At 73.6% G+C, this 18,669-nt stretch carries 18 protein-coding genes; 8 read left to right on the top strand and 10 right to left on the bottom strand.

Going from position 1 to position 18,669, the window contains the following annotated elements; genetic code table 11:
* Window positions 1–201 precede the first annotated feature (201 nt).
* A complete protein-coding gene (locus C6361_RS25050) occupies window positions 202–1,308 on the bottom strand; it encodes an SPFH domain-containing protein (protein ID WP_107264480.1) in 1,107 nt (368 codons plus the stop codon).
* A gap of 5 nt (window positions 1,309–1,313) precedes the next feature.
* Window positions 1,314–1,784 (bottom strand): NfeD family protein, encoded by a 471-nt coding sequence (locus C6361_RS25045; protein WP_107262992.1) that lies wholly within the window; start codon window positions 1,782–1,784, stop codon window positions 1,314–1,316.
* 190 nt (window positions 1,785–1,974) lie between these two features.
* On the opposite strand from C6361_RS25045, the gene C6361_RS25040 reads away from it, so the two are divergent.
* Entirely contained in the window at window positions 1,975–3,339 is a 1,365-nt protein-coding gene (locus C6361_RS25040) for a serine hydrolase domain-containing protein (RefSeq protein WP_369931450.1), read from the top strand.
* 49 nt (window positions 3,340–3,388) lie between these two features.
* Here C6361_RS25040 and C6361_RS25035 read toward each other — a convergent pair whose 3' ends face one another.
* A complete protein-coding gene (locus C6361_RS25035; RefSeq protein ID WP_107269186.1) occupies window positions 3,389–4,207 on the bottom strand; it encodes a DUF3097 domain-containing protein in 819 nt (272 codons plus the stop codon).
* Between the two features lie 99 nt (window positions 4,208–4,306).
* On the opposite strand from C6361_RS25035, the gene C6361_RS25030 reads away from it, so the two are divergent.
* On the top strand, window positions 4,307–5,098 hold the full coding sequence (locus tag C6361_RS25030; RefSeq protein ID WP_107262995.1) for a hypothetical protein: 792 nt from the start codon (window positions 4,307–4,309) through the stop codon (window positions 5,096–5,098).
* A 244-nt stretch (window positions 5,099–5,342) separates the two neighbouring features.
* Window positions 5,343–6,722 carry a hypothetical protein gene (locus C6361_RS25025; RefSeq protein WP_159079467.1) on the top strand — a complete coding sequence of 460 codons (1,380 nt, stop codon included), beginning with the start codon at window positions 5,343–5,345 and terminating at the stop codon, window positions 6,720–6,722.
* Window positions 6,723–6,774: 52 nt separating this feature from the next.
* On the opposite strand, the gene C6361_RS25020 is transcribed toward C6361_RS25025, so the two are convergent.
* The 4 genes from C6361_RS25020 to fabG all read right to left on the bottom strand — a co-directional run bounded on the left by C6361_RS25020 (window position 6,775) and on the right by fabG (window position 10,300).
* Complete coding sequence (locus C6361_RS25020) at window positions 6,775–7,554, bottom strand: HAD-IIA family hydrolase (RefSeq protein WP_107269184.1); 780 nt, start codon at window positions 7,552–7,554, stop codon at window positions 6,775–6,777.
* 46 nt (window positions 7,555–7,600) lie between these two features.
* The gene (locus C6361_RS25015) at window positions 7,601–8,629 is read right to left on the bottom strand and encodes a ferrochelatase (protein ID WP_107269183.1); all 1,029 of its coding nucleotides are present in this window, start codon (window positions 8,627–8,629) and stop codon (window positions 7,601–7,603) included.
* A gap of 78 nt (window positions 8,630–8,707) precedes the next feature.
* Window positions 8,708–9,481, bottom strand: coding sequence for an enoyl-ACP reductase FabI (gene fabI, locus C6361_RS25010; protein WP_107262999.1), 774 nt, complete (start codon window positions 9,479–9,481; stop codon window positions 8,708–8,710).
* Window positions 9,482–9,595: 114 nt separating this feature from the next.
* A complete protein-coding gene (gene fabG, locus C6361_RS25005) occupies window positions 9,596–10,300 on the bottom strand; it encodes a 3-oxoacyl-ACP reductase FabG (RefSeq protein WP_107263000.1) in 705 nt (234 codons plus the stop codon).
* Window positions 10,301–10,458: 158 nt separating this feature from the next.
* Between fabG and C6361_RS25000 the strand changes: the two genes are divergently transcribed.
* From C6361_RS25000 to C6361_RS37155, 5 genes are all read left to right on the top strand, one after another.
* Window positions 10,459–11,760 carry a sensor histidine kinase gene (locus C6361_RS25000; RefSeq protein WP_107269182.1) on the top strand — a complete coding sequence of 434 codons (1,302 nt, stop codon included), beginning with the start codon at window positions 10,459–10,461 and terminating at the stop codon, window positions 11,758–11,760.
* Entirely contained in the window at window positions 11,757–12,422 is a 666-nt protein-coding gene (locus C6361_RS24995; RefSeq protein ID WP_107263002.1) for a response regulator transcription factor, read from the top strand. Before C6361_RS25000 ends, C6361_RS24995 begins: the two co-directional genes overlap by 4 nt.
* Before the next feature lie 120 nt (window positions 12,423–12,542).
* Window positions 12,543–13,502 (top strand): alpha/beta hydrolase, encoded by a 960-nt coding sequence (locus tag C6361_RS24990; RefSeq protein ID WP_107269181.1) that lies wholly within the window; start codon window positions 12,543–12,545, stop codon window positions 13,500–13,502.
* Window positions 13,499–14,752, top strand: a complete 1,254-nt coding sequence (locus tag C6361_RS24985) for an acyltransferase (RefSeq protein ID WP_107269180.1) — start codon at window positions 13,499–13,501, stop codon at window positions 14,750–14,752. Before C6361_RS24990 ends, C6361_RS24985 begins: the two co-directional genes overlap by 4 nt.
* A 373-nt stretch (window positions 14,753–15,125) precedes the next feature.
* Window positions 15,126–15,266, top strand: a complete 141-nt coding sequence (locus C6361_RS37155; RefSeq protein ID WP_159079466.1) for a hypothetical protein — start codon at window positions 15,126–15,128, stop codon at window positions 15,264–15,266.
* Between the two features lie 117 nt (window positions 15,267–15,383).
* On the opposite strand, the gene C6361_RS24980 is transcribed toward C6361_RS37155, so the two are convergent.
* Genes C6361_RS24980 through C6361_RS24970 form a run of 3 tightly spaced genes read right to left on the bottom strand, consistent with a single transcriptional unit; the run spans window position 15,384 to window position 18,429 of the window.
* Complete coding sequence (locus tag C6361_RS24980) at window positions 15,384–16,334, bottom strand: VWA domain-containing protein (RefSeq protein WP_107263005.1); 951 nt, start codon at window positions 16,332–16,334, stop codon at window positions 15,384–15,386.
* Entirely contained in the window at window positions 16,331–17,287 is a 957-nt protein-coding gene (locus C6361_RS24975; RefSeq protein ID WP_107271162.1) for a DUF58 domain-containing protein, read from the bottom strand. The genes C6361_RS24980 and C6361_RS24975 overlap by 4 nt, the downstream gene beginning before the upstream one ends.
* Window positions 17,284–18,429 carry a MoxR family ATPase gene (locus tag C6361_RS24970; RefSeq protein ID WP_107269179.1) on the bottom strand — a complete coding sequence of 382 codons (1,146 nt, stop codon included), beginning with the start codon at window positions 18,427–18,429 and terminating at the stop codon, window positions 17,284–17,286. The genes C6361_RS24975 and C6361_RS24970 overlap by 4 nt, the downstream gene beginning before the upstream one ends.
* Between the last annotated feature and the right edge of the window lie 240 nt (window positions 18,430–18,669).

Here is an 18,669-nt window from a genome sequence, read left to right as displayed (position 1 = left end):
CGCGCGTCACCTCGCTCAACACTGCGCGGGCGGCGCGGACGCGATCCGCTTCGACGCCCCGCTCCTGCACGCCAGTCGCTAGACCGATCGTGTCAGGTGCCGGGGCGCCGCGCGGACGCTTTGCCGGAATAGGCCGAGCCGCCGCCGGGCGGAATGCCCGACGGCGGCCGGTGTTCCTTCGCTCCAGGACCTGGAACCCGGTCAGCCCCGTTCGGGCTGCCTGTCCACATCGGAGTCGCCGAGCAGGCTGGCCGGCGGGACCGGCTCCGGCGCCGGCAGCCCCTGCGCGGGCCGCGACGTCACCTGCGCCTCCGCGGCGCGTACCTCGGCGTTGACCTCCTGGGCCGCCGCCGCGGCGGCCTGGGCCGCCTCCGCCGCCTCGCGCTCGACCGCGCCGGAGTCGACGTTCGCCCGGGGCTCGTCGCCGACCATCTGGCTGAGTCCGCCCAGCGCGCCGCCGAGCCCTTCGAGCGCCTTGTTCAGCTCGGCGGGCACGATCCAGACCTTGTTGGCGGTCCCGTTGGCGATCTGCGGCAGCGCCTGGAGGTACTGGTAGGCCAGCACCTTCTGGCTCGGGTTCGCCTGGTGGATCGCGTCGAAGACCGTACGGATCGCCTTGGCCTGTCCCTCCGCCTGGAGGATCCGGGCCTGCCGGTCACCGTCGGCGCGGAGCACCGCGGCCTGCTTCTCACCCTCGGCGGAGAGGATCTGCGACTGCTTGTGTCCCTCGGCGTTGAGGATCGCGGCCCGGCGGTCCCGCTCGGCGCGCATCTGCTTCTCCATCGAGTCCCGGATGCTCGGCGGCGGCTCGATGGCCTTGATCTCCACCCGGGTCACCTTGATGCCCCAGCGTCCGGTCGTCTCGTCCAGCACCCCGGAGAGGTGCCGGTTGATCTCCTCGCGGCTGGTCAGCGCCCGCTCCAGGTCGAGCGAACCGATGACGTTACGCAGGGTGGTGACCGTCAACTGCTCGATCGCCTGGAGGAAGTTCGAGATCTCGTAGGTGGCCTTCACCGAGTCGACGACCTTGAAGTAGAGCACGGTGTCGATCGAGACGACCAGGTTGTCCGAGGTGATCACGGGCTGGGGCGGGAAGCTGACCACCTGCTCCCGCATGTCGACCTTGGTGCGTACCGCGTCGACGAACGGGACCAGAAGGTTGAGGCCGGGATGGAGCGTGCGCTTGTACTTCCCGAGCCGCTCGACCACGTCCTGACGCTGCTGCGGGACGATCCGCACCGCCCGAATCAGCGTGACCACCACGATCAGGGCCACGGCGGCCAACAATATGCCCATCACAGTATCCACACCGCTCACCTCTTTGTATCGGGCTGCTCATCGGAAGCGAAATCTTCGTGCCACACCAGCGCGGTCACGCCCTTGACCTCGATCACCCGCACCCGGTCGCCGGGGGCGAACACCTGGGTCGCATCGTAGGAACGGGCGGTCCAGATCTCACCATCGATCTTCACCACTCCGCTGTTGGCGTCCACCCGTTCGAGCACCAGCGCGGTGCTCCCGGCAATCGCCTGCACGCCGAACGGCTGCTCGTCGCCGGCCAGCGCGGACTGGCGGTGTCGTTGGATGACCGGGCGGGCAAAGACCAGGGTCAACGCCGAGACGGCGGCGAAGACCACCGCCTGGAGGGCGAACGGCGCGCCGAGGGCGGCCGCACCGGCCGCGGCGAACGCCCCGACCCCGAACATGACGAGGAAGAGGGTCGTCGTAAAGATCTCCGCGACCACCAGCACGACGCCCAATACGATCCACAGGAGCGGCTCCACACATCGATCCTGGCACGCTCACGCTCTACCGGCGAACTCGCGATCGACGCACATAAGATCTCGTATGCCAGGAACGGGCGAATCCGCCCGTCCGGCGCCGCGCTCCGGCCCGGTTCCGCCCCGACGGTCCGGTTCGGATAATTCAGTCCGGTTCCCGTACCCGAGCCGAGGAGGCAGCCCCGTGGCCACCCTGTCGCCGGAGACCGGCCTACCGCCGGAGACCGCCCGCCGGATCGACGCGCTCGTCGCCGAGACCCAGGCCACCGGCCGGGCGCCGTCGCTGATCCTCGGGGTGTTCCGGGCCCCGACCGCCGCCGGCACGGCTTCGGAGGGCGGGCTCGTGCACGTCGCCACGGCCGGCGAGACCCCGTCGCCGGATCCGGACATCCAGTACCGGATCGGCTCGATCACCAAGACGATGACCGCGGTACTGCTGCTCCGCCAGCGTGACGAGGGGCTGCTCGACCTGGACGACCCGCTGGACCGACACCTGCCCGGCAACCCGCTCGGCGCCGTCCGGCTGCGTCAACTCCTCGGCCACGCCGCCGGCCTGCAACGCGAACCGGACGGCGAGTGGTGGGAACGCTCCGCCGGTGCCGACCTGGAGACCCTGCTGGCCGGTCTGACCAGCGACAAACTGGCCTTTCCGGCACACCGCACCTTCCACTACTCCAACCTCGCGTACGGGCTGCTCGGGGCGGTACTGGAACGGGTCACCGGCGAGACGTGGTGGAAACTCGTCCGGTCCCGGCTGCTCGATCCACTGGGGATGGTGCGCACCTCCTACCAGCCGGCCGAGCCGTACGCCCGAGGCTACGTGGTACATCCCTGGCACGACACGCTGCGCGAGGAGCCGCGTACCGACACCGGGGCGATGGCGCCGGCCGGGCAGCTCTGGGCCAGCCTGGCCGACCTGGCCCGCTGGGGCGGCTTCCTCGCCGCCCCGGATCCGGAGATCCTCGCCCCGGACACCCTGGCCGAAATGTGCGTTCCGGTGGCGATGGCCGACCCGGACTCCTGGACCGCCGGCTACGGGCTCGGCGTGGAACTGCACCGGGTCGGCGACCGGGTGTACGCCGGGCACGGCGGCTCGATGCCCGGCTACGTGGCCACGGTCTCGGTGCACCGGCCGTCCGGCACCGGCGTGGTCGGCTTCGCCAACGCGTACGGGCTGCGCCTCGGATCGCTGCCGCTGCTCGGCCGGCAGGTGCTCGGTACGGTGCTCGACGCCGTACCCCGGCCGGTTCGGCCCTGGCGTCCGGCGACCGCGCCGCCGGAGGCACGGATCGCCGAGTTGACCGGCCGCTGGTGGTGGATGGGGCGCGAGTTCCAAGTCTCCTGGCACCCGAGCGCCGAGGAACTGGTTTTCACCCAGTTGCCGGCCGGGGCCGTCCCGCACTGGCGGTTCGGCCGGGACGCCACCGGCCGCTGGCGGGGCCGCTCCGGCATGAACGACGGCGAGATCCTCACCGTCCGGCGCGACCCGGCCGGCGCGGCCACCGCCCTGGAGATCGCCACCTTCGTCTTCACCCGCGACCCCGACGACCTCGGCTGACCCGCACCCCGGCCGCACCACCGGTTTCACGGCGCGGACGGGACCCGTTTCAGGGCGCGGACGGGACCGTGACGAAGTCGATGAGCCGTTCCATCGCGTTGATCAGGGGTGTCTCCACGTCGTGGAAGCTGTCGACCCGGGCGAGGATGCGCCGCCACATCTCGGCCGGCTCGGCCACCCCGAGGGCGGCACAGACGCCCTCCTTCCACGGCCGTCCCGGCGGCACCACCGGCCACGCCCGGATGCCGAGCGCCGACGGCTTCACCGCCTGCCACACGTCGACGTACGGGTGGCCGGTGACCAGCACGTTCGGCGAGGTGACCGCCGCGACGATCCGGCTCTCCTTCGAGCCGGGCACCAGGTGGTCGACGAGTACGCCCAACCGTCGTCCGGGACCGGGGCCGAACTCACGGACCCGTTGCGCGAGTTCGTCGATGCCGTCCAGCGGCTCCACCACCACGCCCTCGATCCGCAGGTCGTCGCCCCAGATCCGCTCCACCAGCGCCGCGTCGTGCACGCCCTCCACCCAGATCCGGCTGGCCTTGGCCACCTGGGCGGGTACCCCGGCCACCGCCACCGATCCGGAGGCGGTCCGCCGGCGCGGCGCCGGTGCCGCCGACGGTGCCGGCCGGCGCAGCGTCACCGGTTGCCCGTCGAGCAGGAACGCCGCCGGCAGCAGCGGGAAGTTCCGGCGCCGGCCGTGCCGGTCCTCCAACACCACCGCACCGGACTCGAAACCCACCACCGCGCCGCAAAACCCCGAGTCGGCGTCCTCCAGCACCAGATCGGCCTCGGCCGGCACCTCGGGCACCACCCTGCGCCGCCGCCAGTCCCCGGCGAGCACGTCGTCGCCGTACATCCTCCCCATGGGAGGCGACGCTAGCCGGCGTCGGCCGCCGAGCGGGGTTGACGCGCCGCCGGGCCGGCACCCGAGACAGCCGGCGCGGGAAGCACGTACCCTAGCCGCATGTCCCCCGCAACGGGCGCGGCGACTCTCGTGGCGCGCCGGTCCAGCCGCTTCGTGGCCTGGGTACGCGCATGGCGTGCCGGGCTGGTGCCCTACGACGAGATCGCCGACGAGATCGCCGGTGGCGAGGAGCACCTCGTCGCCGACGCCCCCGGCGCCTGGACCGACATACCGCTGCGCGACGCGCTCTGCGCCTTCTCCAAGCTCTCCCCCGACGAGATCCGGCTGGTGCTGCCCGCCCCGGGCGATCCACGCGGGCTGCCCGGTCCGGGCCCGTTCGCCTCGGCGGCCCTGCTGGCCGGCGAGGCGGTGGTGGCCCGTGGCCTGGGCGTGATTCCCGAGGTACGCACGCACACCAGCGGGTCCGGCGTGACGTTCGAGACGGTGCTGTGGCGGGTCTATCCGCTGCCGGAGACCGCTCCGGCCGCCTCGCTCGGCAGTCCCGGCGCGGCCGAGGCCGAGGCCGAGCTGGCGGTGACCCTCGCCGAGGCGACCGCGGCGCTGACCCGGCTCGACGTCGCGCAGTGGCGCCCCGAGCTGGCCGGTGCGCTCGCCGCGCTGCGCCGCCCGGACAACGGAATGGACCTGCCGCCCGGCTTCGATCCGCGCTCCCGCCGGCTGTTCGCCCGGGCCAGCGTGCTGGACCAGGTGCTGGCGCTGGCCGAGCACGCCGCTCCGGGCGGTTCGGTCAACGGTTACGAGGCCCAGCAGCGCGACGCCGCCCTCCGCCCGCTCACCGCCGCCTGCCGGCGGGCGGTCGTGGCGGCCTGCAACGCCCCGCTCTCGGCCTGACCCGCGCCGCCGTCCCCCGGGGTCGGCCAGCCGGCATCCCGGGGTACCCCGACACCGGCGCATTCGCTTGCCGGAGCTGCCCGAACACATCCGTCGAAACCGGTCCTCGCGAACGACGACCGTTGGGGAATGCACCGCTACCGACCCGATCGCGAAATCCCGCCGACCAATTCGTCCGACCGTCCACCGCCGGGGCGGCGGGGGCAGGATTCCGGTCGTAAAGGTGCGGTAGGGTCCTCGTTTCATGGGCGGCACCCCGAATACGACCGATCTCGCGAACACCTCTTCCGCGAGTCCTCCCGCGTCCCGACGCCGGTGGTTCAACCGTCGCACCCTGGTCGAGCTGACCTGGGTGATGCTGGTGATAGCCATTGCCGGAGCGCTCTGCATGGCCCGCTACGAGGACCCGCGCCGGATCGCCTCCTCCGGCGACAGTTACTGGTACATGCGGCAGGCGCAGATCTTCGCCGGCACCGATCCGGCGACCGCGTCCGCCCGGTCGTCCTTTCAGGTGTGTCGCGACATCAACCGTTCGGCCAAAGACCTGAATATGCGCCCGGCCTGTCGTAACGGATATCCCCAACAGGGCATTTCTCCCCGGTACATCGCAATTTTCGACAGCCGGCCGGGATATCCGCTGTTCGCAACGCCTTTCGTGAAGATCTTCGGCGCCTGGCAGGGCATGGCCATCGCGACACTCGTCATCGCCGTCGCCGTCGGCCTGCTCAGCTATCTGGCCGTCTGGCTCGCCTTCGGAATACGCCTGGTCGGCGTCGCCGCGGCCGCCCTGGTCTACCTGCTGCCGACCGGGTACTGGATAACCCGGATGCTCGCCGACGGCGCGATGCTGGCCGGCTGTCTCGCCGTGCTGATCGGCGCGATGCTGCTCTGGCGGAACCGGTTCAGCGGCCTGCCGATCGCGCTCGCCGGCTTCGGCTGGACCTTCGTCACCAAGTCGGCGAACGGGGTGGCGATGGCCCTGGTGCTGCTGGCCGCGAGCGGCTGCGCGCTGCTGACCAGGTTCCCGAACCGGCGCGGTGCGCTGCTCACCGGCGGGCTCGGCCTGGCCACCCTGGTCGGCTGGTTCGCGGTCAGCGCGGCCCTGAAGCTGCCGTCGCTGACCGAGGCCATCCAGGACTACGCCACCAACCACTTCAGCGTCCCGGACACCCCGGAGCCGTACACCTGGCTGTGGGAGAAGAACCTCGAATGGTGGCCCGGCACCCTGCAACACATGGTGCTCTCCCCGTTCCCGCTGATCGCGGTGGTACTGGCCACGCTGATCTTCGCGACCCGGACCCGGCACCTCACCTTCCTGTGGCTGGGTACCGGGCTGACCGGGCTGGCCATGCTCGCCGCGAAACCGGTCGACACCGAGTACGAGCGGCTGATGATCCCGGTCTGGTTCCCGGTCGCCGCCGCGCTCGGGTACGCCATCGTGGCGGCACTTCCGGCCCGCTGGTCCGGCCGGCCGACGGCCGAGGGTGTGGCCCTGCCCGCCCAGCGGCCCGGACCGCCCCCGGCCCGGAGCGACGCACCCGGCCGCCCGGTCGGCGACGAGCCGGCCGCCCCCGGCGACGCCTCCGCCACCCGCACCGAGGCAGGGGTCGGAGCGGCCGGCTGACCGGGCCCGGTGTCCGCCGGCACCGGCCGCCGCGCGGTGGCCGGTGCCCGACTCAGATCTCGTCGATCAGGTCGACGACCGAGGAGACGATCCGGGACGGCAGGTACGGGTAGCGCTCGGCCTCGGCCCGGGTGCTGATCCCGGTCAGCACCAGCACGGTCTGCAGGCCGGCCTCCAGCCCGCAGAGGATGTCGGTGTCCATCCGGTCACCGATCATCGCGGTCGTCTCGGAGTGCGCGTCGATGGTGTTCAGCGCCGACCGCATCATCATCGGGTTCGGCTTGCCGACGAAGTACGGCTCCACCCCGGTCGCCTTCGAGATCATCGCCGCCACCGATCCGGCGGCCGGCAGGGCACCCTCGGCGGACGGGCCGGTCGGGTCCGGGTTGGTGCAGATGAACCTCGCCCCGCCGTCGATCAGCCGGACCGCCTTGGTGATCGCCTCGAAGCTGTACGTCCGGGTCTCGCCCAGCACCACGTAGTCGGGTGCGAAGTCGGTCAGCACGTACCCGACGGCGTGCATCGCGGTGGTCAGCCCGGCCTCGCCGATCACGTACGCAGTACCGCCCGGGCGCTGGTCGGCCAGGAACTGCGCGGTGGCCAGCGCGGCGGTCCAGATGGCGTGTTCGGGGACGTCGAAGCCCATCCGGTTGAGCCGGGCCTGTAGGTCCCGGGCGGTGTAGATCGAGTTGTTGGTCAGGATCAGGAACGGCTTGCCCGAGGCGCGCAGCGCGCGGACGAACTCGGGCGCGCCGGGCACCGGCTGCCCCTCGTGCACCAGCACCCCGTCCATGTCGGTGAGCCAGCTCTCCACCGGCTTCCTGTCGGTCATGCCGGCACTCCGCTGCTCTCGTTCATGACTCTCCTACCGGGCGGGGTCACGGGCGCCGGGCCGGCTGGCAGCAGCCGGCCGGACAGGTGTCCCAGGCGGGCAGCGTACCCAGCCGGCGTCGCGCCGCCGTGTCGGCCGGGTTAAGCCGCTCAGTCACCAGTTCCCGGACCATCGCCACGAACCGCCGGTCGGTGCCCGGGGTGGCGGCCCGGACGAAGTCGAGGCCGAGCTGCTTGGCGGTCGCCGCCGCCTCGGTGTCCAGGTCCCAGACCACCTCCAGGTGGTCGGAGACGAAGCCGATCGGGCTGACCACCACCGAGCTGACCCCGTCGGCCGCCAGCGCCCGCAGGTGGTCGTTGACGTCCGGCTCCAGCCACGGCACCTGGGGCGGGCCGGAGCGGCTCTGCCAGACCAGGTCGTACGCCAGGCCGGGGGCGGCCCGCTCGGCCACCAGCGCGGCGGTCTCGCGGAGCTGGGCTTCGTACCGGCCGCCCTGCGGGCCGGCGGAGGCGGCCATCGAGACCGGGATCGAGTGGGCGGTGAAGACCAGCCGGGTGCTCTCCCGACGGGCCGGGTCGAGGGTGGCCAGCGCGGTGGCCACCGCGTCGGCGTGCGGCTCGACGAACCCGGGATGGTCCCAGTACTGCCGCAGCTTGTCGATCCTCGGCGCGTCCGGCCCCACCGCCGCCCGGGCCGCCACGATGTCCTCCAGGTATTGCCGACAGGAGGAGTAGCCGCCGTACGCGCTGGTCACGAAGCCCAGAGCGGAACGGATCCCGTCGTTGCGCAGCTCGGCCACGGTGTCGGCGAGCATCGGGTGCCAGTTGCGGTTGCCCCAGTAGACCGGCAGGTCGAGCCCGTGCGCGGCGAAGTCGGCCCGGATCGCGGCGAGCAGGTCCCGGCACTGCTGGTTGATCGGCGACACGCCGCCGAAGTGCTGGTAGTGCTCGGCGACCTCGGCCAGCCGGTCCGGTGGCACGTTCCGCCCCCGGGTGACGTTGGCCAGAAACGGCAGGACGTCCTCCGGCCGTTCCGGGCCACCGAACGAGATCAGCACAACGGCGTCGTACGACATGCCACCATTGTTCCCGCTCCGGCCGGGCGAGCCGGCCCGGCCCCGCCCGCCCGCCGGGTCAGGCCGACGGGACCTTGCTCACATCGCGGCGCCGAGCGCGTGGTAGCCGCCGTCGACGTGCACGATCTCACCCGTGGTGGCCGGGAACCAGTCGGAGAGCAGGGCCAGGCAGGCCCGCGCGGCCGGCTCCTGGTCGGTCAGCGACCAGCCCAGCGGCGCCCGGTCGGACCAGGCCTGTTCGAACTGCTCGAAACCCGGGATCGACTTCGCCGCCATCGTGCGCAGCGGACCGGCCGAGACCAGGTTGCTGCGGATCCCCTTCGGGCCCAGGTGCAGCGCCAGATAGCGGGAGGCGGACTCCAGGCCGGCCTTGGCCACGCCCATCCAGTCGTACACCGGCCAGGCCTTGGTGGCGTCGAAGGTGAGCCCGACCACGGCGCCGCCCGGGCTCATCAGCGGCAGCGCGGCCACCGCGAGCGCCTTGTAGGAGTACGTCGAGACGTGCACCGCGGTCGCCACGTCCTCCCACGGCGCGTCCAGGAAACCGCCGCCGAGGCAGCTCTGCGGCGCGAAGCCGATCGAGTGCACCACGCCGTCGAGCCCGTCGACGTGCTCGCGGACCCGCTCCGCCAGGCTGGCCAGCTGCTCGGCGTCGGTGACGTCCAGCTCGATCACCGGCGCGGGCTCGGGCAGCCGCCTGGCGATCCGCTCGACCAGGGACATCCGGCCGAAGCCGGTGAGTACCACCTGCGCGCCGTTCTCCTGGGCGAGCTTCGCCACCGAGAACGCGATCGACTGGTCGGTGATGACACCGGTGACGAGCAGCCGCTTGCCGGCCAGCAGTCCAGACACGTGAAGATCCTCCAAACCGTCGTGGTCCCCCGCGTCCCGTGGCGGTCCGGGTCCGTCCCGGCCGATCACGGCGCCTGGGCGATTGTGCCAGTGATTGCCCCGGGTCCGGGCCGGTCAGTGCCCCATGCCGAGGCCGCCGTCGACCGGGATGACCGCCCCGGAGACGTAGCCGGCGGCGTCGGAGGCGAGCCAGGCCACCACCCCGGCCACCTCGTCCGCGCCGGCCATCCGGCCGGCCGGGATCGACTTGCGGATCTCCGCCTTGCGCTCCTCGGAGAGCACCGCCGTCATGTCGGTGTCGATGAAGCCGGGCGCGACGACGTTCGCGGTGATGTTCCGGCCGCCCAGCTCCCGGGTGATCGACCGGGCCACCCCGACCAGGCCGGCCTTGCTCGCCGCGTAGTTCACCTGGCCGGCGCCGCCGGAGAGGCCGACCACCGAGGAGACGAAGATCATGCGGCCCCACCGGGCCCGGAGCATCTTCGCCGAGGCGCGCTTGGCGCACCGGAACGCGCCGGTCAGGTTGGCGTCGACGACCCGGGTGAACTGCTCCTCGGACATCCGCAGCAGCAGCGTGTCGTCGGTGACCCCGGCGTTGCACACCAGCACCTCGACCGGGCCCAACTCCGCCTCGACGGCCGAGAACGCCTCGTCGACCTGGGCGCTGTCGGTGACGTCGCACCGGACGCCGAAGAGGTCGGCCGGCGGGTTGCTGCCGCGGTGGGTGACCGCCACCCGGTCGCCCTGCTTGGCGAAGGCCTGCGCGATGGCCAGGCCGATCCCCCGGTTGCCTCCGGTCACCAGCACGGTTCGGGCCACGGGTGTCCTCCTCACGGACGGTACGGACGTGCGGGTTGGAGACTAGGCGCTACCGGCAGGTAATCCGTAACCCGGGTGGGGTGATACCCGGGTACTACCGGCGGCGTCGTGCCACGGGGTGACGACGGGGCGGAGCTGGCACCCGTACCCTGCCGGTGATGGAGAACGGCACCGCCGAGGCGCTACGCACCGGCCGCGACGACCTGCGCCGGCTGCTGGTCGGGGCGGACTTTCCGCTGTCACCGCCGACCGGCCCGCCCGGCAGGTGGCGACGAGTGTGGGAGGGCGCCCGGCAGTTCCTGGCGCCGGTGCTGATCTTCGCCCTGGTCGGCATCACCATCGCCGGCATCCAGTACCTGACCGACACCCGGGGCCTGCCCGGATGGCTGGCGGTCGCGCTCGGCGTCGGCGGAACCCTGCCGGCGGTACTCGCACCGTTCCGCCCGCTGTTCGCCTGGCGGTTCGGCTACCCGCTGCTCTACCTCGGGGTGATCGACGCACTGCCGGGCGAGTCGTGGCCGTGGAGCCCGGTGCAGATCATCGCCTTCCTCTTCGTCCTGCTGGTGCTGGCCGCCCGGACCAGCCTGGGGATCGCCGCCTGGGCGGGGCTGCTCAGCGTGCTGCCAGCGTACGTGTTCGTGCCGACCCGGGCCAACGCGCACGGGGTGGCGCTCCTCTTCCTGGCGATCCTGATCGTCGGCGACCAGGTGCGGCGGCGCCGGCAGAGCCAGCGGGCCCTGGCCGAACAGGCCGAACGCAGCGAGCTGGAGCAGGCCCGCCGGGCGGTGCTGGAGGAACGGACCCGGATCGCCCGGGAGATGCACGACGTCGTCGCGCACCACATGTCGATGATCGCCGTGCAGGCGGAGACCGCGCCGTACCGGCTGGGCGAGCTGCCCGAGCCGGCCCGGGACGAGTTCACCGCGATCGCCGGGTCGGCCCGGGAGGCGCTCACCGACATGCGCCGGCTGCTCGGGGTACTCCGCAGCGAGTCGGCGGCACCGCAGACCGCGCCGCAGCCGGGGCTGGCCGACGTACCGGAGCTGGTCGAGGCGGCCCGCCGGGCCGGGATGTCGGTGACGGTCGCCACCGGTCCGGAGCCGGAGCAGCGCCGGGCGGTGCCGGAGGCGGTCGGGCTGGCCGGGTACCGGATCATCCAGGAGGCCCTGGCGAACGCGGCCCGGCACGCGCCCGGGACGGCCGTGCGGGTGTCGGTGGACGCGGACGACACCGCGCTGGTCATCGGGGTCTGGAACGACCCGGCCGGTCCCGGCGCCGGCCGGCCGGGGAACGCCGCCGGCCCCGCCGGGCACGGGCTGACCGGGATGCGGGAGCGGGTCCGGCTGCTCGGCGGCCGGCTGCGGGCCGGCCCGACCGACGACCACGGGTACGCGGTCACCGCGCACCTGCCCTACGCCCCGGAGCCGACCGCCGAGCCCGACGGAGGTACGCCCCGATGATCCGGGTGCTGATCGCCGACGACCAGGCGATGGTCCGGCAGGGCTTCGGGGCGCTGCTGGCGGCCCAGCCCGACCTGCTGGTGGTCGGCGACGCGGCGAACGGTGCCGACGCGGTCACCGCGGCCCGGCGACTCGACCCGGACGTGGTGCTGATGGACGTCCGGATGCCGGTGCTGGACGGCCTGGCCGCGACCCGGCAGCTGCTCGGCGACCGGCCGGCGGCGGACCGGCCCCGGGTCCTCATCCTGACCACCTTCGACCTCGACGACTACGTCTACGAGGCGCTGCGGGCCGGCGCCAGCGGCTTCCTGCTCAAGGACGCCCCGGCGGCCGACCTGGTGCACGCGGTCCGGGTGGTCGCGGCCGGCGACGCGCTGCTCGCCCCGGCGGTGACCCGTCGGCTGATCGCCGAGTTCGCCGCCCGGCCCGGCCGGGACCGGCCCCGCCCGACCAGCCTGGCCGGGCTCACCCCCCGGGAGACCGAGGTGCTCCGGCTGATCGCCCGGGGGCGCTCCAACGGGGAAATCGCCGCCGAGCTGATCGTCGCGGAACAGACCGTGAAGACCCACGTCGGGCGGATCCTGAGCAAGCTCGACCTGCGCGACCGGGCCCAGGCGGTGGTCGTCGCGTACGAGTCCGGGCTGGTCGCGGCCGGCGACTAGTGCCCCGGTAGCCCTGCCGTAGTCCCCGGGTAGGCCGCCGGAAGCCGTCCCGTGGCGTGACGCGCCGACCCCCTCCGAGCACGCATTCTCGGCTCCGAAGGCGACCGGAGGGAGTTCGGGATGGTGTGGCGACCGGCGGTACGACCGGTGGTGGCCGGTCTGCTCGCGCTGGGGCTGATGGTGCCGCCGCCGGCCGGGGCGAGCGAGGTGGCGGTGGCCCGGGCCGGGTTCGTCGAGGCGTACCCGGCGGTGGCGGCGGCGATGCGGGCGGCCGGTGCGCCGTACGCCGGCTGGGCGGCCGCCGGGCGGTCCTTCCTGGCGTTCGACCCGCGCGGGGACGGGCTGGCCGTGGAGGTCTTCGGCGACCTCGGCACCGCCGACCGGATCGCCGTGCTGGTACCGGGGGTGGACAGCAGACTGCGGGACTTCGACCGTGGCCTGGGCGGGGTACGCCGACGCGCGCCCGCCGTCCAGGCCCGCGCCCTCTACGACCAGGCCCGTGCCGTCCGGCCCGGTGCCCGGGTGGCGGTGCTGGCCTGGCTCGGCTACGACCCGCCGAACGGGCTGGGCCGGGCGGCGGCCCGCGCCGAGCACGCGCAGGCCGGGGCGGATGCCCTGGTCGAGCTGACCCGGACGCTGGCCCGGCACCGCCCGGGCGCGGCGGTGACGCTGATCGGGCACAGCTACGGCGCGCTGGTGGTCGGGCTGGCCGCGTCCCGGGTGCCGCCGCAGGTGACCGACCTGGTGACGCTGGCCGGGATCGGCACCGGCGTGGACCGGGTGGCCGAACTGGACACCGCCGCCCGGGTCTGGGCGGCCGAGGCCCCGGACGACTGGATCCGCCGGCTGCCCCCGGTGCGGGTGTTCGGCTTCGGGCACGGCGTCCGGCCGGCCGCGCCGGAGTTCGGCGCCCGGCCGCTGCCGGTGGACGGGGTGCGCGGCCACGACGGCTACCTGGTGCCGGGCAGCGCGACGCTGCGGGCGACCGCCCTGGTCACGCTCGGTGCGGCCGGCGGCGACGTACCGGAGGCCGGGGTCGACCGGCAGCCGGCCCGCGCGGCGGCGGGGACCGTCCGATGAGTCTGCTCGAACGGCGCCGGACCGAGGGGACGACCCCGCACCGGGTGCCGTCGGAGGGCGGCGGCCGGGACCGGGGCGTCGACGGACTGCGGGCGTACGCGATCGGCGGGGTCGTCTTCGGGCACTGGCTGGTCACCGCCCTGGTACTCGGCCCGGACGGCGCGCTGCGCACCGCCAGCCCGCTGGCCGCGATGCCGGCGCTGGTGCCGGTGAGCTGGCTGTTCCAGACGCTCGGGCTCTTCTTCTTCGTCAGCGGGTACGCCTCGGCCCGGTCGCTCCGCTCGGCGGCCGCCCGGGGGCTGGGCCCGGTGCCGTGGCTGCGTCGGCGGCTCGGTCGACTGGGTCGGCCGGTACTGCTGCTGCTCGGCGGCTGGCTGGCGGTACTCGCCGCCGCCGCCCTGCTCGGCACCCCGGCGGGAACCCTGCGCACCGCCGCCACGCTGGTGGTCAGTCCACTGTGGTTCCTGCTGCCGCTGGTGGTGCTGATCGCGTCCACCGCCCCGCTGGCCCGGGCGCTGGACCGGTACGGGCCGCTCCGGCTCGCCGTACCGGCCGTGGCGTTGGTCACGCTCAGCGACCTGGCGGGTCGGGGCGGGGACCCGTCGGGGTGGCCGGTGCCGCTGCCCGGGGACGGGGCGTGGCGGGTACCGGTCGCGGTGCTGGCCGGCTGGCTGCTGCCGTACCTGCTCGGGATGGCCCTCGCCGACGGCCGGCTCGGCGGCCGGCGCACCGCCGTCGGGCTGCTGCTGGCCGGTGCGGCCGGGATGGCCGGGCTGGGCTGGGCGGGCTATCCGCTCAGCGCGGTCGGGGTGCCCGGGGAGGGGATGTCCAACCTGGACCCGCCGTCGCTCTTCGCGGTCTGCCTGGCGCTGGCGCAGGTCGGCGCGGCGCTGCTGCTCCGGCCGGCGCTGGGCCGGGCGCTGGCCCGGCCGGCCCGGTGGGCCCCGGTGGACCGGCTCAACGCCGTGGCGATCAGCGTCTACCTGTGGCACCAGAGCACGCTGCTCGGGGTGACCGCACTCGCCGCGCTCGGGGCCCGGCTGGCCGGCGCCGGTGCCGTACCCGGACTGCACACCGCGCCGGACGGACCCGGCTGGGTCGCCGCCCGGCTGGCCTGGCTGCCGCTGCTGCTCCTGGTCCTCGCCGTGCTGGTCGGCCGGGCCGGCGGCTATCGGCGGCGGGGCACCCGCGAGGGCGGTGAAGCGGAGTCCGGACGGCCCCGGGGCGGCCCGGATCGATACGCAGAGTGACCGGCGGAGCCGCTTTTCCGCCGGCGCGGTCGGAGAGCCGACACCCGCGGGACCCGGATGCCGACTGCGGCCACCGGGCCCCGCGGGTGTACGATGACTCACGTTCAAGGTCCGGTCGACATTTGGAGGTGATCGCTGTGCGAAATAGCGATCCTCCCAGTCGTGGCCGGGTCCTTGGTCAGTCCGCCTGAGCCGTGACGTCTCCCGCCGACTGACCCAGTTCCGCTCCACACCGCATCCCCGGACCGCTCCGGCACCTGCCGGCGTGCCGTCCGGCCGTGCGTCTTCCGATGGCTGTCGCCGAGCCGAGGTGTGTGGAGCTGTCCGGTCACGACTTCGTGTGCGCGCCCACTGATCCCCGAGACGCTCCCGCGTGGCCCCGCGCCGCCCGCCGGACGTCTCCAGTCGCCACCCGGAGAGCAGAATCATGCAGCGTTACGTCGCCCCGCTGGGCTTCACCCTCGCCGCCGCCTGGGTCGTGCTGGTCTTCATCCTGGTCCGCGCGACCCCGTGACGACCGCCACTCCCGCGACAACCACCACCCCCGGGCCGACGGTCGACCCCGGGCCGACCGTCGGCTCCATGACGACCGCCAGCCGCGTGACGACCGCCACCCGCGTGACGACCGCCGTCACACCAGGCGGGACGTCCAGAGCAGGCTCAGTCCCGCCGCGCCGAGCGCGAAGAGCAGCGCGATCCCCGCGTACCACTGGGTGATCTCCCGGGCCTCGGTGCGGAACCCGATCGAGCTGCCCATGTCCTGGTAGACCTGCTTCAGCTCGGTGACCGAGGCCGCCTCGTAGAAGAAGCCCTGCGTCGTCTCGGCCAGCTCGGCCAGGGCCAGCCGGTCGACCGGTACCCGCTGCACCTGGCCGCCGATGTCGACCTGGCCCGAGTCGGTGCCGAACGCGATGGTCGAGACCGGCACGTTCGCCGCCTGCGCCGCCGCACCGGCCTCCTCGACCGAGCGGCCCGAGGTGCGGTAGCCGTCGGAGAGCAGCACGATCCGGGCCGGCGGGATGCCCTGGGCACCGTCCGCCGGCACCGACCGGATCGCCTCCAGGCAGGTGAAGACCGCCTCGCCGGTCGCGGTCGCCTCGGCCAGCACCAGACCGTCGATGGCCTGGGTCACCGCCGGGCGGTCCTTGCCCGGCGGCACCAGTACGTTTGCGGACTTGGCGAAGGCGACCAGCCCGAGGTTGTAGCTCGGCGGCAGCTCCGCGACGAACTGCTTCGCCGCCTCCTGGGCCGCCTCCAGCCGGTTCGGCGTCACGTCGTCGGCCTCCATCGACAGCGACACGTCGATCGCCAGCATGATGGTGGCCCGCTCCAGCGGCTCCTTGGTGTCGATCGCGGGCCGGGCCATCCCGGTGGCCAGGATCAGCAGGCTGAGCAGCATCACCCCGGCCGCGGCGTGCCGGCGCCAGCCGATCCCCTTCGGCACGAGGGTGCGCAGCAGCTCCACGTTGGTGAACCGCATCGCGTACGTGCGGCGGTGCAGTTGTCGCCAGACGTACGCCCCGGCGAGCAGCAGCACGGGTAGCACGGCGAGCAGCCACCACGGTTGCAGAAAACGGATCATCGTGTCGTCCCCCGGGTACGGGCGTGCCGCTGCGCTGCGACGAAGCGCACCATGTCCAGCAGCCAGTCGGAGTCGGTACGCAGCCGCAGGTGCGCCGCTCCGGCGGCCCGCAGCTCGTGGGCGATGGCGGCGCGCTGGGCTGCCGCCGCGGCGGCGTAACGGCGCCGCAGCCGTGGGTCGGCGGTCTGCACCTCGTGCAGCTCACCGGTCTCCGGGTCGACGACGGGCAGCACCCCGACGTCCGGCAGTTCCAGTTCCCTCGGGTCGACGACCTCGACGGCGAGCACCTCGTGCCGGACCCCGAGCTTGCGTACCGGGCGTCCCCACTGCTGCGGCGGGGCCAGGAAGTCGGAGATCACCACCGCCATCCCCCGGCGCCGGGGCGGGCGGTTGAGCGCGTCCACCAGCAGGCCGAGGTCGGTGCGCCCGGGTCGGGTCGGCGTGCCGGCGACGGCCCGGAGCAGCCCCTGTGCCTCCTTGCGCCCGGGCCGGGCCGGCAGCCGCAGCACCCCCGGCGGGGTGGCGAGCGACCCTGTCCCGCCGCCGGGGGGCGGGCCGGTGCCGATCACCGCGCCGATCCGGTTGCCGCCGCGCACGGTCAGGTGGGTGATCGCCGCCGCCGCCGCGATCACGAGTTCGCGCTTGAGCCAGCGGCCGGTGCCGAAGTCGAGGCTGGCCGAGAGGTCCACCGCAAGCCAGGTCTCCAGTTCCCGGTCGGCGACCGTACGCCGGACGTGCGGCACCGTCGTCCGGGCCGTCACCGGCCAGTCCATCCGGCGTACGTCGTCGCCGGGGCGGTACTCCCGGGACTCCCCCGCCTCGGTGCCGGGCCCCGGCAGCAGTCCGAGGTAGTCGCCCTGGAGCAGTCCGTCGAGTTTGCGGGTGACCAGCAACTGCAACCGGGAGAGTACGGCCTCGGCCCGGGCCGGACCGCCGTCGGTCGCCGACGTCATGCCGGCGGGCGCCCGGGCCACGCCGAGCCGACCGCCGGCACCCCGGACGCGGGTCCGATGCCGAGCCCGGGACCGGCCGGCGGGGTGGGGGTGGCGTTCTGCCGGGGTGCGACCGAGGGCAGCGGGATGGTGGACATCACCCGGTCGACGACGTGGTCGGCGGGGATGTTGTCGGCCAGCGCGTCGTAGCTGAGCACCAGCCGGTGCCGGAGGATGTCCGGGGCGATGTCCTGGACGTCCTGCGGCAGCGCGTAGTCCCGGCCACGCATCAGCGCGAGCGCCCGGGTGGCCCGGACGATGCCGAGCGAGGCGCGCGGGCTGGCACCGTACTGGATGAGCTGGGCCACGTCCGGCATCCCGTGCTCGGCCGGGGCCCGGGTCGCCAGCACCAGGCGTACGGCGTAGTCGACCAGGGCGTTGTGCACGAAGACCTTGTCGGCCTTCTGTTGCAGCCCGACGAGTTCGAGCGGGGTGAAGACCGAGGACGGCTCGGGGGCGCTGACCCCCATCCGGTAGACGATCTCCCGCTCCTCGGCGTCGGTGGGATAGCCGACGATGATCTTCATGAGGAAGCGGTCCCGCTGCGCCTCGGGCAGCGGATAGACCCCCTCCTGCTCGATCGGGTTCTGGGTGGCCATCACCAGGAACGGGTTCGGCACCCGGTGGGTCTGCCCGCCGATCGACACCTGCTGCTCGGACATCACCTCCAGCAGCGCCGACTGCACCTTGGCCGGTGCCCGGTTGACCTCGTCGGCGAGGAGGAAGTTCACGAAGACCGGCCCGAGTTCGACGTCGAACTTCTCGCTCGACTGCCGGTAGATCCGGGTACCGACGATGTCGGCGGGGACCAGGTCCGGGGTGAACTGCACCCGGGCGAAGGTGCCGCCGACCACCCGGGCCAGGGTCTCCACCGCGAGCGTCTTGGCCACCCCCGGCACCCCTTCGAGCAGGCAGTGTCCCCGGGCCAGCAGGGCGACGAACATCCGCTCCACCATCCGGTCCTGCCCGACGATGACCCGCTTGACCTCGAAGAGGGCTCGCTCCAGCAGGGTGGCGTCCTCGGCCGGGGTGCTTCCCACGGTCGGGACGGCACCGCCGACGTCGGGCGGGGTCGGGGTGTCGGGCGTCGTCGGCTGGGCCACCGGTCCTCCACAGCAGGGTCACGGGATCAACGGGTCGGCGCGGGCCGACGTCCCCAAGCGTCGCACGTCCGCCGAGCAGACCGCGAAGGGAGAACCGGATTTGCGGTTCCATCCCGCGCATTTGCGCCTCGCCAAGACGCGCAATCCGGAAAACGGTCGATGGTGGGTAGACATAGAGGGGTTTTCTCTGTGTACGATGGCGCGAATCGCCGGGCGGCTCCCCCCGTGGCCGCCCGGCGA

The organism is Plantactinospora sp. BC1 (assembly GCF_003030345.1).
In the GTDB taxonomy this organism is placed as follows: domain Bacteria; phylum Actinomycetota; class Actinomycetes; order Mycobacteriales; family Micromonosporaceae; genus Plantactinospora.
The sequence above is the reverse complement of the archived record's forward strand: the minus strand, read 5'-3'. Positions and strand labels throughout refer to the sequence as shown.

Bases quoted from the DNA above. Each gene is read 5' to 3' on its own strand.
- C6361_RS24980 (WP_107263005.1), bottom strand. From the start codon at position 16,334: ATGATCCGTTTTCTGCAACCGTGGTGGCTGCTCGCCGTGCTACCCGTG.
- C6361_RS25035 (WP_107269186.1), bottom strand. From the start codon at position 4,207: ATGGGGAGGATGTACGGCGACGACGTGCTCGCCGGGGACTGGCGGCGG.
- C6361_RS25000 (WP_107269182.1), top strand. From the start codon at position 10,459: ATGGAGAACGGCACCGCCGAGGCGCTACGCACCGGCCGCGACGACCTG.
- C6361_RS25020 (WP_107269184.1), bottom strand. From the start codon at position 7,554: ATGACCGACAGGAAGCCGGTGGAGAGCTGGCTCACCGACATGGACGGG.
- C6361_RS25025 (WP_159079467.1), top strand. From the start codon at position 5,343: ATGGGCGGCACCCCGAATACGACCGATCTCGCGAACACCTCTTCCGCG.
- C6361_RS25030 (WP_107262995.1), top strand. From the start codon at position 4,307: ATGTCCCCCGCAACGGGCGCGGCGACTCTCGTGGCGCGCCGGTCCAGC.
- C6361_RS24995 (WP_107263002.1), top strand. From the start codon at position 11,757: ATGATCCGGGTGCTGATCGCCGACGACCAGGCGATGGTCCGGCAGGGC.
- C6361_RS24985 (WP_107269180.1), top strand. From the start codon at position 13,499: ATGAGTCTGCTCGAACGGCGCCGGACCGAGGGGACGACCCCGCACCGG.
- C6361_RS24990 (WP_107269181.1), top strand. From the start codon at position 12,543: ATGGTGTGGCGACCGGCGGTACGACCGGTGGTGGCCGGTCTGCTCGCG.
- C6361_RS25015 (WP_107269183.1), bottom strand. From the start codon at position 8,629: ATGTCGTACGACGCCGTTGTGCTGATCTCGTTCGGTGGCCCGGAACGG.
- C6361_RS24975 (WP_107271162.1), bottom strand. From the start codon at position 17,287: ATGACGTCGGCGACCGACGGCGGTCCGGCCCGGGCCGAGGCCGTACTC.